The following is a 13,834-nucleotide window of genomic DNA, read 5'->3' as shown; positions in this document are numbered from 1 at the left end:
GTTAGGATTCTCCTGTAATGATCTTTGACACCCATTTTTGGTCATGCCACCCAATTTGGATTGTCAAGATTTCTTTTCACTTTTAATAAAAAAAACAAAAAAACGCCAGCCTTATTTGGCTGACGGCAATTTTCCGTATAAATAAAAAACCTCTCATTATAATGAAGAAAATGAGAGGGATTATGGGACTATTTTTAACTAACTTAAGCGTCAGTTCTTTTTAGTGTCATCAAGCGAAACACCGTGCTCATAATGAAGATATTCATGCCAGCGATCAAAAATCCGATCGACACCATCAACGGCAAGTTCTCTGATCTGAAATCGTTTGCAGTGAAAGCCATAATAACGGCACCTACGAATAATACTGTCCAAGCCATCCATCTTAATACATCTGCTGCTTTTCGATCGTTATTCATAACACAAAACCCCTATCATCATAGATTTTTTGCGTGACCGTTTTTGTTTTATGCTCCTATTGTAACATAATATTCACTTGTTGTTCATATTTTGTTCAATTTTTTATAAAAAATTTGTCAAAACTTTTTTCATAAACCTATTGGCTATCGTATTGTTACAAATTTACTTTGTGTCACAAATGTGAAAGCGTTATTGTTATAATGAATAGAGTAAACGGTTTCATTCATTTATCGCATCTTGATCTGTCATCGAAGGTGGTTTGCCCATGGTTCATACACCAAAAAAAGCCCGCATCAGCCTCTTGACCCAAATGGTTCTCCTCATTTCCATCGTTGTCCTGATCAGCATGGGGATAGGAACTGCCTTATTTTCCCTCATATTAGATGACATTTTGGATCGCTATATTGGACAGCAAGCCATGACGGTCGCCAAGCTATCTGCCATGGACGAACGCATCATTGCAGCCTTTGGGACCGATCATCCTTCCAAGGTGATACAACCGATAGCCGAAACCATTCGAAAGGAAACGGGCGCCAGCTATGTTGTGATTGGAAACAAGGACGGTATTCGGTACTCTCACTACGACCCAAAGCAGATTGGATTACCAATGGGAACCAGCAATGACCCCGTCTTTTTAGAAAATCGATCGGTCATTTATCGTGGGACAGGCATTTCAGGTCCAGCTATCAAAGCGAAAACACCGATCGTCAACAAGAAAGGCGAAACCATTGGCGTCTCCTCTGTCGGCTATGTCATGAGTGATGTAGAGAAAAAGGTCGCGGAATACAAGGAAAGGGTCGTCGCCTTGTCTCTTATGCTGCTGGTTATCGGAATGATTGGCGCTTTTATCATTGCAAGAAGAGTCAAGCGTTTGATCTTTGGTCTTGAGCCAGAAGAAATCTCATTTTTGTTTACGGAAAAAGCAGCTATTCTTGAATCGATTCGCGATGCTACGGTAGCAGTCGATATGCAAGGGCGTGTCGTCTCGATGAATAAACGCGCACGTTCCCTCCTCCAAGAGGATTTGGCCGTAGGGAAATCGATTGCTAGCCCGCAATTGCGCGACATCATTCATTCTGTCAATCGAAATACACAAGAAATGAACTACAAAATTTTGCTGGGACACGAAATTTTTATAACCGACTACTCTCCTATTTTGAGCAATAATGAAATCAGAGGCGTGGTCTTCACATTTCGTCCAGAGTCTGAAATCGAGCAGCTGACCGAAGAAATTACCAAGATCAGTTCCTTTTCGGATAATATGCGTGCGCAAAATCACGAATATTTAAATCGTTTGAACACCATTTACGGTCTCCTCAAGCTAAAGGAGTACGACAAAGCAATCGAACTCATCACCGATGAAGTAAAAGAACGGCAGGATATTCTCGCCTTCATTATGAGTTCAGTCAAAGAGCCCTTCATCGCAGCTTGTCTGCTAGGGAAAATCAATCGTTCCAAAGAACTGAAGGTATTACTCGAAATTGATCAGGATAGCTATTTGGGAAATGTACCTGACAGCTTGGATACAAAGGTATTGGTCACTATTCTCGGCAATTTGATCGACAACGCGATGGAAGCTGCCCTCGAATACAAAGGCTCTGACGCAATGGTTCATGTGTCCTTTACTGATTTGGGTGGCGATATCATTTTCGATATCGAAGACAATGGACATGGGGTATCAAAAGAATTGGAGCCCCGCATCTTTGAAAGCGGTGTCACTACGAAATCAGGTGAAAATCGAGGACTCGGTTTGGCTATTGTGAAAAACGCCATCGAGCTGTTAGAGGGGCAAATCTCACTCGGGAAAAGTGATCTTGGCGGAGCGCGTTTCACCGTAGTCGTCCCCAAGAAATGGGACAAAGCAAGTAGATGAGGAGGCCATCCACCATGTCTGAGAAACCTATTACCGTCATGATCGTGGAAGATGACGAAATTGCAGCTAGAATCTATGAACAATTCACAAGTAAACTGGAAGGATTCCAGATTATTGCCACGGCCACGACCGGAAAACAGGCGCTGGAGATGCTTCACGTCGTTACGCCAGATGTGCTGCTCTTGGACATTTATTTGCCGGATATGAACGGGATTGACCTGTTGCGTGAAGTTAGGAAGCATTTTCGCGGGATCGATGTCGTGATGATCACAGCCGCAAACGATGTGGAAACCGTGAGAGAAGCGATACGTGGCGGTGCATATAGCTACATCATCAAGCCGATTATGATCGATAAATTCATGTCTACCTTGGAGCAATATGCAAATACGAGACGTCAGCTGCAGCAGCATACAACCATTGATCAGACAGCAGTGGACAAGCTGTTTACGAAAGCCGCACACACTCCTGCTGCCAAAACCGTTGAGACTGTCACTACGCTCCCGAAAGGCATCGACAAGCTGACATTAAAGCTAATCCGGGACAAAATGCAGGAGACCACCCAAAGCATGAATGCCGATGATCTGGCTGCACTGGCTGGCATGAGTCACTCGACCGTGCGCAGATACCTCGAATTTCTCGTCTCTATTAATGAAGTGACTGTCGAGACGTTCTATGGAACAGTCGGGCGTCCGGAACGAAAATACCGCTGGGTTCCGCAAAAAACGGCAAAATAATGCCAGATGGCAAAAAGAAGGGAAGCCTCATTTATGAACCTGAAGCTTCCCTTTTTCTTTTCTTGCTACCGGTTGTGTCGCACCTGGACTCTTTTCCCGAAACATCGTGATGATGGCAACGGATGCGATGATCATGACAGCAGCAATCAAGGTTTGGCTTGTCAATTGTTCATCAGCGATCAGCCAACCTAGAAATACTGCGACAATCGGGTTCACATAAGCGTACGTGGAGACCAGGGAAGGCTCTGCATTTTTCAAAAGCCAAATGTACGACGTGTAAGCGACAATGGAACCAAATCCAACTAAGTAGCCAAAGGCAATCCAGGAACGAAGGGTAATCTCCGATAGATGCAGCTTCGTCCAATCGTCGAGAAACAGCGACACGATCCCCAACAAAATTCCCCCGATGATCATTTGCAAGGCCGTTGCCATTACCGGTGATGCTGGGAGCTTTGCATGGCGCGAATACAGCGATCCCACTGCCCAACTGATTGAGGCAAACAGGAGCGCCAAGATTCCAATGGTATCGATCCCTTGATTGCTTGTGCTCTCGGGATGGATAACCATCACAGCGATCCCCGCCAATCCAAACAGGATTCCTCCCATGACTCCAACTGTTGGCTTTTTCTTGCTGCCACCGATCCAGTTGAAAACGAGAATCCATAATGGAACCGTAGCGATCAGCAAGGACGCGATTGCTGACGGTACCTTGAGTTGTGCCCATGCTACTACACCGTTACCCCCGAGAAGCAGCAACGCCCCAACAATTCCCGCTCCTCTCCATTCTGCAACACTGGGTAGGTCTGCCCCTTTCCAACGCCCAATCAGGAACAGGATCGATCCCGCCAGAAAAAATCGCGCACCAGCCATAATAAAGGGTGGCATCGACTCAATGGCGATCTTCATTCCAAGATACGTGCCTCCCCAAAACAGGTAGACAGCTAGCAACGCAATCGTAACGACAAATAATTTTGAATCTTTTTTTCCTGTCATTGTGTTTCCACCTTGGTTGTCAAATTTCTTTCCAGCCATCCTCGTAGATCGTCGACAAGATGAAAGTCGTAGATGTTTCCAGTATTTCGTCATACTGAACCATTTCATCGATCAGATTGGTGATATCTTCCGGTGCCGTCGCACGTACTTTTAGCATCATACACCACTCTCCAGCGAGCCGCTGGCATTCGATGATGGTCACGTTCGGTACCTGAACGTTCATAATCTTTGCGGTGATTCCTTTGAAGTCCTGACATCTTGCTTTGACGAAGATCAATACCTTGAGCCTTTGCTCTAATTTTCTCCAGTCAATGATGCCACGGTATCCCTTGATAACGCCATTCTTTTCAAGCTTGGCAACCCGTTGGTGGACAGCTGGTCGCGAGATGTGCAGCAGCTTGCTGATTTCCTCATGAGATATCCTTCCGTTTTCCTCGAGCAATTGAACAATTCTCAGGTCAACCTCATCCATCACATACCTCCTGTGGTTATAGTAGCATATTTTCCTTCATATAGACCATTCGTACTTTATATTGACCGAATTCAAACGAATAGTAAATACAGATGCAAAAAATTAAAAATATAATGCCAAAAACCGTCTCGAAAACCTCTTTATCATTACGAATCGTTACTTAGGTACCCATACAAAAAAAGAAAAAGCCCCCGCTTGATTGTAAGCGGGGACCAGCTTGGAAACATCGTCCGTATCATTCTGGTTTCTCAAACAACGCCATCCACTCATCAACTTGAATGGAAACGACTTGCTCTCCTTCTTTTTCAACCGCGAAGTAGGCTTGGATTACCTCATCAGCACTAGTGATATGGGCGGTTACTTGCTCAACCTGCTCCTCAGTCTCAGTCGTACGTCTGACCCAAGTCGCATACGGGAACGTCTTTTTACGGATGCGCGAATGACTCTCCACCAATCCCTCTTGCTCGATCCACGTTAACCATTCGGACCGTGAGTAGCTTCGTACATGACTGTGATCCCGAAGTTTCTCCAGCGTATTTACAAATCGATCGAGCTTTTCATCCTCTGCTGCGATATTGTCGATCAGCACGAATTTTCCACCCGGCTTCAGGACTCGGGCCACTTCTTTTACAAACGCCTCTGGGTTCGGGAAATGATGGGCCGCGATTCTACACCCGACTGCATCAAAGGATTCACTCAAAAACGGAAGTGCCTCCGCATCCGCAACCACATAGAAGACATTGCTTGTGTGGGATCTCAGATGGTTTCGCGCCGCTGCAAGCATCGGCTGTGTCAAATCAGTCGCAAAGACTTGACCGACATGTGGAGCGATTGCCTTGGAAAGATGACCGCCGCCCGTTGCCACATCAAGAAACACCCAATCTGGCGAAGGATTCAGCCAAGGCGTGAGGAGAGAGAGATCCTCTCCCGTAGCATGCGTCTGGCTATTCACATATTTTTCAGCATTCGTACCGAACTGCTGTTTGACTTCCTCTTTGATCTTTTTGTCATCGCGCATGAGAATCTCCCTCCTCTATTCTTCGTTCACGATTACTTTCTTCCCTCTCATTTTCATGATCAAGGGAATGGTGATCCAGAGAACCGCAATGATCAGAAACACTAGCGAAACTGGTTTTTGAATAAAGATAGAAAAATCACCATTGGACGTCGTCAGCGCGCGTCGCAAATTGTTTTCAATCATCGGACCCAAGACCAGGCCAAGAACGAGTGGAGCCATTGGGAAATCGTTTTTCGCCAAAAAGTAACCCACGAGTCCACAAAGGAGTAGCAAGACCAGATCAAAAACGGAGACACGGACTGCGTAAACACCGAACACGGAAATGGCAACGATCATCGGGATCAAATATTTAGGCGGCGTCTCAATCAGCTTCGCAAACACCTTTACGAGCGGCATATTGAGGATCAAGAGCATCACGTTTCCGATGAACATACTGGCGATCAAGCCCCAAGCGATGTTCGGATGGTCTTCAAACAAGAGCGGACCTGGCTGCACGTTGTACATAATCAGTGCGCCCATCAATACCGCTGTCGTCCCTGTACCCGGAATCCCCAAGGTCAGAAGTGGGATCATCGCCCCGCCAGATGCTGCGTTGTTCGCTGACTCTGGAGCCGCTACCCCAGCGATTGCTCCTTTGCCAAATTTTTCAGGCGTTTTACTGATTTTCTTTTCCAGCAAATAAGCAAGGAAGGATGCCAGTGTTGCACCAGAACCAGGAACAATACCTTTAAAGAATCCAACCAGTGATCCACGGAGAATCGGTCCAGCACTTTCCTTCAAGTCTTCCTTGGTCGGTATGATTCGGGAGATTTTGGCGATCTCTCCCTCATTCACATCGCGCTCGAGGATCGTCTTGAACACTTCTCCAAGCGCAAATACCCCTACGGCGATCGTCAAAAATTCCAAACCGGAATATAGCTCAGGCATATCGAAGGTAAAACGCGCCACGCCAGATACATTGTCCAGCCCGATCGTCGCGATCAATAAGCCAAAAACCGTCATCATCAATGCTTTGGTCACGGACTTGCCTGCCAGCCCGCTCAGTGCACATAGCCCCAGGATCATCAGCGAAAACTCATCTGCCGGACTGAGCTTGAGCGCTACTTCTGAGAGTGGCTCTGCCAAAAATACCAGACCGATAAGCGAGACAAGCCCTGCAAAAAAAGAACCAATCGCAGCAATGGAGAGAGCGACTCCCGCTCTTCCTTGCTTCGCCATCGGGTATCCGTCCAGTACGGTAACGACAGAAGATGACTCACCAGGTGTATTCAACAAAATCGAAGTGGTAGAGCCACCGTACATCGCTCCGTAGTATACCCCTGCCAGCAAAATAATGGCACTGGTCGCCGCTGCTTCTGGCGGCAGTCCACTCGTCAACGAAGCTGTCACCGGAATCAACAAGGCCACGCCGCTGATTGGCCCAATCCCTGGCAATACACCGACTACTGTCCCGATCAAGACGCCGACAAACGCAAAGATGATATTTTGCCATTGCAGGGCAGTGGCAAATCCGTTCAGCAAATAGTCAATCGCACCCATTTCATCCACCTCCTACAAGCCTAACCATGTTGGTAAACCGGGCAATGTGCCATCGAGAACTTCCACGTACAACAAGTAGACACCGAACGAAAACGCACTGGAAATGATCACGCTGTTGAGCCATTTCCCTTTCTGCATCGTCTGGAATCCAACGAAAAGGAACAGGAAGGTGCTGATCACGTAGCCGATTTCCTCCATAAGCAATACGTAGAATAATGCCGCGACAAGAACGATGAGGAACCGTTTGTAATCGAGCTTTTCCTTCTCTTTCTTGCCCTCTTGCTTGTATTTGAACGTCTCATAAAATAATCGCAAGCTGAGCAGGATCAGAAGACTTCCAAGTCCCATCGGAAAAATGTTTGGTCCGACATTGCTGCCGTAAGCGCTCGCCGAGATGTTTTGGCTCCCGACCACAAATGCTACGCCCAACACGAGAAAAATCAGACTGGCGAAGCGGTCAAATGTTTTGCTCACGTATGTTCCCTCCTGTTCGTACAAGAATCCAGAATGAAGGAGGAGAAGAATCGCTCCTTCTCCATCCCCCAGCAAAACTTTTTATTTCGCCATTCCGAGCAAGCCCAGGATTTCCTTGAACATTTTTTCTTGCTCACCCAGGTAGCTCTTGAAGTCTGCACCGTTTTTGTAGCCATCGTCCCAGCCATTTGCCTCCAGCTCTGCTTTCCACTCAGGAGTCTCTGTCATCGCTTTCAATTTTTGCTCCCAGTAAGCAACAGCATCTGGCGTCATGTCTTTTGGTCCAAATACACCGCGCCAGTTGATCAGCTCCGTGTCATAACCGGATTCTTTGTACGTCGGGATGTCCTTGAACATACCTTTCAAGCGCTCAGGGGAAGATACACCCAGGATTCTTACTTTGCCGGATTTCAAGTATTCACCCGAACCGGATACATCTGTAGCCAGTACATCAGCATTGCCACCCAAGAGAGATGCGATCGCTTCCCCACCGCCATCGTAAGAGATGTATTTCACTGATTTCGGATCAATTCCCGCTTTAACAGCAGGCATCAAAAAGGTCAAGTGATCAAGCGAGCCAGGAGCAGAACCGCCTGCAACCGTTACTTTGGTTGGATCAGCTTTGATGGCATCCATTAACGATTTCAGATCCTTGTATGGAGAATCGGCAGCTACTACGATCGCGCCGTAATCTTTCGTCAATTGTGCCAACGGAGTCATATCATTGTAAGAATGCGGGCTGTTTCCTTCTTTTTTCACATTGTTGATGACGATTGGTGTAGAGGGAAGCAGGAGCTTGTAGTTGTTTTTCTTGTCCTGCGTTACGAAATCAGCCAAGCCTACTGCCTGTCCGCCACCTGGTTTGTTTTCGACCGAGATCGTCTTGTCTACCAGCTTCGTTGCTGACATCACCTTTGCGAGAGAACGCGCTGTTTTATCCAAGCCTCCGCCTGCGCCCGATGGTGCGATAACCGAGATAGGTTTTTCTGGGTAGGTAGAAGCTTCTCCAGAGGAAGCCGTCTGCCCACCGCCGCCTCCACAGGCTGCGAGGCTAAGTGCCATTGCCGTAGTGAGGAGTACTCCGCTCCACTTCGTCCATTTGTTTGATTTTTTCATCTTTATGACCCCCTCTGTTGATAGCGTTTTCAATTATGGTAAGGAGATCATAGCATCCGATGAAAACGCTTCCTAGTTTGTTCAGATAATTTGGATAAACGCTATATTTATGATTATTTTCATTTTTTTCACGCCAAAAAGACCTGCCGTTCCGATCAGGGAACGTACAGGTCTTGCTATTAATTTGACTGTAATACTGTCTCAGGCGCTGGTCTCCTTTGGCTGTTTGATCCTGCTGTGGCGGTTCGTCCATGCACGAGCGCCGAAGGAAAACAGCGTAAGGACAAGGACCAAACGAAACAGATGAAACGCCGTCACTAAGAGCGGATCGGCTCCTGTCGCCAAGGCAGTCAAGCTCATTTCGGCGAGTCCACCTGGCACCGTCGCCAAAATCGCCGTCACGATATCGGTAGCAGACACGTAAGAAATGCCGATGGCAAGCACAATCACCATGACGAACAAGAACAGGGAATGCAGAAGACCGAAGAGAAAGAATCGGCGGTTTTTGGCGATGTCCTCTCGTTTGAAGCCAAGACCGATGCTGACCCCGATGAATATTTGAGCTCCTTGGACCAAGATGCTTGGCAACGCAGGACTCTCTCCCACAAGCGATGTATTCATCGAAATCAAAGCGGTCACGAGCAAGGCACCTAGCAAGAACGGGGCGGGTATATAACAGCGTGACGCAATCAACGCTCCAATGAGACCAGCCACAAGAATCATGACTGTCTGCCCAATCCCCAGCATGTGTTCTGTAGTAGCCGTCTGTATGGCAGCATGCGTAGGTAGAAATGTCACTAGATAAGGGGTACAAAGCACGACGCTGATCGCACGGATCGAGTGAAAAATCGTGATGACTTGTTGATTTCCTCCCGCCATTTGCCCCACCGACACCATTTCCGATAAACCACCTGGAATATTGCTGAAAATCGCCGTTATTCCGTCTACCCGGCAGACCTTGTAAAATATCCAAGCGTTCACCAAACTGATCAAGATGGTCAAAATCGTGGTGATGAGCATCAAACCAATGTGTCCCGTCATCGTCTCGACGATTTCAGCTGTCATTCGCAGACCCAGGGTGATCCCGATTACTGTCAATCCCGCTTGACGAAACCAACGGGGAATCCAAAGATTTTTGACCCCAAGCATATTACAGATCACTGTCATAACTAGCGCTCCGAGCAGCCAAGGAAGTGGGCTGTGAATGGTAGCAAACAGCCAGCCTCCCAGTGATCCGAGCAGCAATGTAAACAAAATGCGTAACAGCATAAGCGTTCCCTCTCCTACTATCCGACGTTGTATGAAGCTTCTAGGGTGGGGGTACACCTAGTGTAAAACAATTGTTCTCGCAGAAAAAATACAAAATGGTTATCGTTGGCGATTCCTTGTGTGAATAATAAAAACTGCTGGCTCCCATTCAGGAATTCCCAGCAGTTCCTTTTTCCTTGCTTAATCGATGAATGCTATCTCACCCTGCTCTATGAAGCGCACAAATGCCTTGACCATTTGCAATTCCATCGAGTCGGCATGATAAAACATCCAGGTACTTCGTTTGATCGGCTCCCCCTCGGCTGTGGTCAGCTCGATCATGTGCAGATCGTCTTTGCCATTCAGCACGCCTCGTGGAAGGATGGCGTACCCCAAACCGTTTGCTACCATTTCACTACATGTATCCGCTTTGTCGACCTCCATGCCGATCAGTGGTGGTTGAGAAAATCGTTCCGTCCACCAGCTGTCCACTAATGCCAGCAGCATAGGATCCGTCTCATAGTCGATTCGTGGCAGAGTGGGCAGGTCGTCGATATGAATACGTTCCGTGGAAACGACATAGACCGATTCCTCGAACAGCAAGTGCTTTTGATCGGACCAGTTGTAGCTTCCCCGGACGAAGCCTACGTGCACGTCCTGATTATACACGGACTTGTAGACGTCTTTGCTCCATCCGGTCATTACCTTGTACTCGACATTTGGATAAGCTTCCTTGAACTTTTTCAAGATCATCGGGAGCTTGTACCGTGCAAAATAGTTGGAAACCCCCAACCGGAGCGTCCCATTGACCTCGTTGCCCATGTTCAAGACATGCTCCTTGATATTGCGCAGTCTAAGGAGCATTTCATCCGCACATTTGGCCAAATACTCGCCTTGAGGAGTGAAATGAACGCCTCTGCTCCCCCGTTGCACGATCTGTACGCCAAATTCTTTTTCAATCTGCCGCAATCTTTTGGTCAGCGCAGGCTGGGACAAATACAGGCTTTCGGCTGTCTTTGTAATGTTTTGTTCCTGGTACAAGGTTTGGAGAATGTACCAATCTCGATATTCCATAGCTATAGTGTCTCCGCATGGTTATTTGTCACTTCTTTATTTAATACATTTTTCCCCTTTCTTTTCAAATAGTTTCCAATCACAATGACCAGAAGTGCCAATGCTACCGGCAAAATCATATGCAGCGAAGGCATTACCCCCTCGAGGAAGCTGCCTACTGCTTTGTCTCCTACAATCATTTCTCCTGCTGTATATCCGAGCAAAGCCGCCCCCAACAATACGATGATGGGAAAACGGTTCATCAGCTTCATCAGCAACTGGCTTCCCCAAATGATGAGCGGAATGCTGATGGCAAGACCGATGATGACCAAAACCAGGTTTCCGTTCGCTGCCCCGGCTACAGCGATGACATTGTCCAGACTCATAATCAGATCGGCAAAAATAATGGTTTTGAGTGCCTCAACAAAACTCGCTCCCCCACCAATGTGACTGTCCTCATCTTCACCTTTTAACAGCTTGACCGCAATCCAGATCAGCAAAAGCCCTCCGACGACCTGGACAAACGGAATTTTCAACAGCCAGATGGCAATGAAGGTAAGGATGATTCGCAATCCAATTGCACCGAAGCTCCCCCAAAAAGTAGCTTTTTTCTGCAGCTCTGGGCTCAGGTTGCGGCAGGCAAGAGCAATTACGACTGCATTGTCTCCGCTCAACACCAGGTTGATCATAATAATTTGTAGTAAGCTAAGTAAGTAATCTGTCATGATGTCTCCCTCCAAAATTGCTAATACTGACAATAATAGACCTATCTTTTCCTTCGTGCAGTATTATTTCTATTATTTGCATATATTTTTTTTGAAAGACAGGCTACTTCTTGTATCCATACACCGAATAATCCGCCCGCACTTTTCGAATTGCTAGCCAAACTGGCAACCCTCTCGCTACCCAGCGCAGGGCAGACATAATATTTTGTTCATTTTCAAACTGCTCGACAATGATGACGGTCTTTTCATTGATGTACGTCTGTAGCTCCTCCCATCCCATTGTCGAATAACGGTCATTTCCGTGCGTTTTCAGCGCCAGAAAGTCTTCGCGTTTTGGGTCCTTCAGTTGGAGGAGATGTTGAATGGCTCTCGCGCATTCTGGGTGAATGGTATTATTCATGATGTCATGCCTCACTTTGGTACGGGATGACTTTATGTTAAACGATTGCAGCAAGCTTCACACGCAAATAAAAAAGGCCATCATCACTTTGGTAGGATAACGACCTTTTGTGTTTCTGTTGATTCAGTTTTTCTGCTCGGGTCTTCGTGGTCCGTTGTCTCATATCAGCGAATGCGAAAATGCTTCTGTTGAGCTCTGGGTTTCTTTTGCCTTCACGGGCCAGCTTTTCCCGTTGCTTGCGTGCTGGGCTTTTTGCCATTGTCTTTCACTCCTTTTTACGGCTCTTACAATGAATACCGTCCTTGGTATTATCATAGAACCTTTCCTGTATGGTTGCAACGAAAATAGTAAAATCGCCTACAACTCTTGTCCATTCCTTTTTCTCTTCCATGAATAGGATAGATTGACAGGAGGTGTTGTTACTCGATGAAAAACAAAAGAATCACCGCGAGACGCGTAGAAAACCAAGTTTATTCCAATCGGGTTCTGCGCTCTGAATTCGATCGCAACTGGCGTACGGTAATCTCCCGAAGTGGTTACGTTATTTATATTGCAACAGCGAATCGGGCTAAAGTCACAGTACTGCTCTCAGATGGATCTAGGAAATTGCTCATCTTCAGACAAGGTGGAAGAGTTTTGGTTGGCGGTGGGGGTACCAGTCATTATAGCAAACCGCACATTGCAAGAAATTTGTAAGATGAGGGAATCGCCCTGCTCAGCTCAGGTATTGCTTGTGACAGGGCGATTTTTATTGAACGGACCGCTACCTCGTCTTAATGATTACCTTCATTTTTTGCTTCATTTTTGTATCCTGAATGATTCCGATGATCTCCGCTCGTTTCCATACAACAAATTTATGCTCTTGTCCGTTATGCATCTTGATTTTCATTCCGTTTGGGATCACGAATAGTGTATTTCGCTTTTCAACGGATGCAATATCATTCAAGTTTAATTCGAGAGGCTGTGTTTGAATATTGAGACTGTGTGGTTGAAAATAGAGTCTCTCACTCGTAATCGTTAACCTCCCACCTACTCCTTCCATTCCTCTGAATAGGTTTGCCGCTATATTCTCTTGCACGATCGATTCATTTCCCCTGAGTTCCATTGCTTCTTTTTTCCCCTCCGACATGCGATTCCATTTTTTCTCGAATTGGTAGGCAATTCATAGTACCATAATTAGGAATCATTAACGATCCCTACCTATTCAAAAAATGCACGAGAGTATTCAACAACTCCAGAAACATTGGCCAAGGCATTTTCTTGGAGCTCCAATGCCATAAATACTTCATCTGGTACTTCGAAAGGTGCTTTTATTCCCCAACGGGAGGCTTTTTGGAAGCCAAACTTCGGGTAATATTCGGGATGCCCGAGGACAACAACAGATTGGTATCCCAGTTCTTTGGCTTTTTGGAGGGCTTCGAGAATTAGTTTCTTCCCTATGCCTTTGCTTTGGTAATCGGGCAGGACTGACACTGGGGCAAGCCCGAGTGACTCTATGCTCTGATTGTCATTGCGAATGTTTATTTTCGAGAGAAGAATATGTCCCACGGTCTTTTGATTCTCATCATCAATCGCGACTAGAGATAACGCGGGGATGAATGCATCCGATTTTCTGATGCGAGACACCAACTCATGTTCTTTGCGATCGCTGAACTCAGCATTCGCGAATGCACTTTTTACGACCTGTTCAGTAACGGAATAATCATCTACTTGTTCTATTCTGATCCTCATGTTCATCGTTCACATCTCCTCCCATATCGCTTGTGTTGCCA

General features: G+C 46.6%; 17 protein-coding genes. 3 read left to right on the top strand and 14 right to left on the bottom strand.

The annotated features are described in order from the left end of the window. Nucleotides 1–203: 203 nt before the first annotated feature. Complete coding sequence (locus tag FO446_RS06375; RefSeq protein ID WP_173609011.1) at nt 204–416, bottom strand: hypothetical protein; 213 nt, start codon at nt 414–416, stop codon at nt 204–206. Between the two features lie 266 nt (nt 417–682). Between FO446_RS06375 and FO446_RS06370 the strand changes: the two genes are divergently transcribed. Together FO446_RS06370 and FO446_RS06365 are read left to right on the top strand one after the other, a co-directional pair. Beyond that, the gene (locus FO446_RS06370) at nt 683–2,290 is read left to right on the top strand and encodes an ATP-binding protein (RefSeq protein WP_221867483.1); all 1,608 of its coding nucleotides are present in this window, start codon (nt 683–685) and stop codon (nt 2,288–2,290) included. Between the two features lie 14 nt (nt 2,291–2,304). Continuing rightward, nucleotides 2,305–3,024 (top strand): response regulator, encoded by a 720-nt coding sequence (locus tag FO446_RS06365; RefSeq protein WP_173609013.1) that lies wholly within the window; start codon nt 2,305–2,307, stop codon nt 3,022–3,024. 27 nt (nt 3,025–3,051) lie between these two features. Here FO446_RS06365 and FO446_RS06360 read toward each other — a convergent pair whose 3' ends face one another. The 11 genes from FO446_RS06360 to FO446_RS06310 all read right to left on the bottom strand — a co-directional run bounded on the left by FO446_RS06360 (nt 3,052) and on the right by FO446_RS06310 (nt 12,321). Further along, complete coding sequence (locus FO446_RS06360) at nt 3,052–4,017, bottom strand: EamA family transporter (protein ID WP_232773605.1); 966 nt, start codon at nt 4,015–4,017, stop codon at nt 3,052–3,054. 19 nt (nt 4,018–4,036) lie between these two features. Further along, nucleotides 4,037–4,489 (bottom strand): Lrp/AsnC family transcriptional regulator, encoded by a 453-nt coding sequence (locus tag FO446_RS06355; RefSeq protein ID WP_173609015.1) that lies wholly within the window; start codon nt 4,487–4,489, stop codon nt 4,037–4,039. Nucleotides 4,490–4,724: 235 nt separating this feature from the next. Then, complete coding sequence (locus FO446_RS06350; RefSeq protein ID WP_173609016.1) at nt 4,725–5,507, bottom strand: class I SAM-dependent methyltransferase; 783 nt, start codon at nt 5,505–5,507, stop codon at nt 4,725–4,727. 15 nt (nt 5,508–5,522) lie between these two features. Further along, nucleotides 5,523–7,046, bottom strand: a complete 1,524-nt coding sequence (locus FO446_RS06345; RefSeq protein WP_237900130.1) for a tripartite tricarboxylate transporter permease — start codon at nt 7,044–7,046, stop codon at nt 5,523–5,525. A 12-nt stretch (nt 7,047–7,058) separates the two neighbouring features. Further along, the gene (locus FO446_RS06340; protein ID WP_173609018.1) at nt 7,059–7,520 is read right to left on the bottom strand and encodes a tripartite tricarboxylate transporter TctB family protein; all 462 of its coding nucleotides are present in this window, start codon (nt 7,518–7,520) and stop codon (nt 7,059–7,061) included. Nucleotides 7,521–7,601: 81 nt separating this feature from the next. After that, entirely contained in the window at nt 7,602–8,636 is a 1,035-nt protein-coding gene (locus tag FO446_RS06335; RefSeq protein ID WP_173609019.1) for a Bug family tripartite tricarboxylate transporter substrate binding protein, read from the bottom strand. Nucleotides 8,637–8,837: 201 nt separating this feature from the next. Further along, on the bottom strand, nt 8,838–9,905 hold the full coding sequence (locus tag FO446_RS06330) for an AbrB family transcriptional regulator (RefSeq protein ID WP_173609020.1): 1,068 nt from the start codon (nt 9,903–9,905) through the stop codon (nt 8,838–8,840). A 180-nt stretch (nt 9,906–10,085) separates the two neighbouring features. Then, a complete protein-coding gene (locus tag FO446_RS06325) occupies nt 10,086–10,958 on the bottom strand; it encodes a LysR family transcriptional regulator (RefSeq protein WP_173609021.1) in 873 nt (290 codons plus the stop codon). Nucleotides 10,959–10,960: 2 nt separating this feature from the next. After that, nucleotides 10,961–11,662 (bottom strand): TerC family protein, encoded by a 702-nt coding sequence (locus FO446_RS06320; RefSeq protein WP_173609022.1) that lies wholly within the window; start codon nt 11,660–11,662, stop codon nt 10,961–10,963. 103 nt (nt 11,663–11,765) lie between these two features. Next, nucleotides 11,766–12,062 (bottom strand): hypothetical protein, encoded by a 297-nt coding sequence (locus tag FO446_RS06315; protein WP_237900129.1) that lies wholly within the window; start codon nt 12,060–12,062, stop codon nt 11,766–11,768. Between the two features lie 37 nt (nt 12,063–12,099). Next, a complete protein-coding gene (locus tag FO446_RS06310; RefSeq protein WP_237900128.1) occupies nt 12,100–12,321 on the bottom strand; it encodes a hypothetical protein in 222 nt (73 codons plus the stop codon). Between the two features lie 167 nt (nt 12,322–12,488). On the opposite strand from FO446_RS06310, the gene FO446_RS06305 reads away from it, so the two are divergent. Beyond that, nucleotides 12,489–12,758 carry a hypothetical protein gene (locus FO446_RS06305; protein WP_064201727.1) on the top strand — a complete coding sequence of 90 codons (270 nt, stop codon included), beginning with the start codon at nt 12,489–12,491 and terminating at the stop codon, nt 12,756–12,758. A 67-nt stretch (nt 12,759–12,825) separates the two neighbouring features. Here the strand turns inward: FO446_RS06305 and FO446_RS06300 are convergent, their stop codons facing one another. Both FO446_RS06300 and FO446_RS06295 read right to left on the bottom strand, forming a co-directional pair. Then, complete coding sequence (locus FO446_RS06300; protein ID WP_173609025.1) at nt 12,826–13,167, bottom strand: GRAM domain-containing protein; 342 nt, start codon at nt 13,165–13,167, stop codon at nt 12,826–12,828. A gap of 95 nt (nt 13,168–13,262) precedes the next feature. Next, complete coding sequence (locus FO446_RS06295) at nt 13,263–13,799, bottom strand: GNAT family N-acetyltransferase (RefSeq protein ID WP_173609026.1); 537 nt, start codon at nt 13,797–13,799, stop codon at nt 13,263–13,265. Nucleotides 13,800–13,834: the final 35 nt, after the last annotated feature.

The organism is Brevibacillus brevis (assembly GCF_022026395.1).
In the GTDB taxonomy this organism is placed as follows: domain Bacteria; phylum Bacillota; class Bacilli; order Brevibacillales; family Brevibacillaceae; genus Brevibacillus.
Note: the sequence above shows the minus strand (reverse complement) of the source record. Positions and strands in the feature narration are given on the sequence as shown.